Source organism: Microbacterium sp. Soil_C_42 (genome assembly GCF_057656735.1).
Genome location: NZ_JBDGJU010000091.1, coordinates 1 through 397 on the forward strand (window position 1 = coordinate 1; position 397 = coordinate 397).

At 68.0% G+C, this 397-nt stretch carries 1 protein-coding gene; it reads right to left on the reverse strand.

Annotation, left to right across the window (positions count from 1 at the left end; genetic code table 11):
* The coding region (locus AC3A46_RS19530) for an SCO6880 family protein (protein ID WP_487666701.1) at nucleotides 1-397 on the reverse strand (397 nt) is incomplete at both ends.

Consider the following 397-nt stretch of genomic DNA (forward strand, 5'->3'; position numbering starts at 1 on the left):
ATGGCCTGGTCGAGGCGTTCCTCGTCGGGGGCGGTGACGGTGAGGTAGGCGCCGTACTGGAACTCGCCGTGCCCGTTGGCGATCTCGTGCTCCTGCTGCTCGAGCGCCTTCCAGTCCGCCGCATCCGCCGCCGATCCGTCCGCGCCGCGCTTGGCGCGCAGCTTTTCGTTGCCGCGCCAGACCTTCTTCTCGTCTCGGATCCGCTTCAACGCCTTCGACACCGGGACGGGGGTGAGGACGATGGAGAAGATGTGGGTGATCGATTCTCCGGTGTGCGGGTGCCGGGCGAACACCACGGGGGAGAGGAATCCGACGGGGCTGTCGGAGCGGGGCCATTCGTGCACCCACATCGTGGTGTGCACCGCGGAGTCGGTGACCACGATCCCGTTGCGGCCCT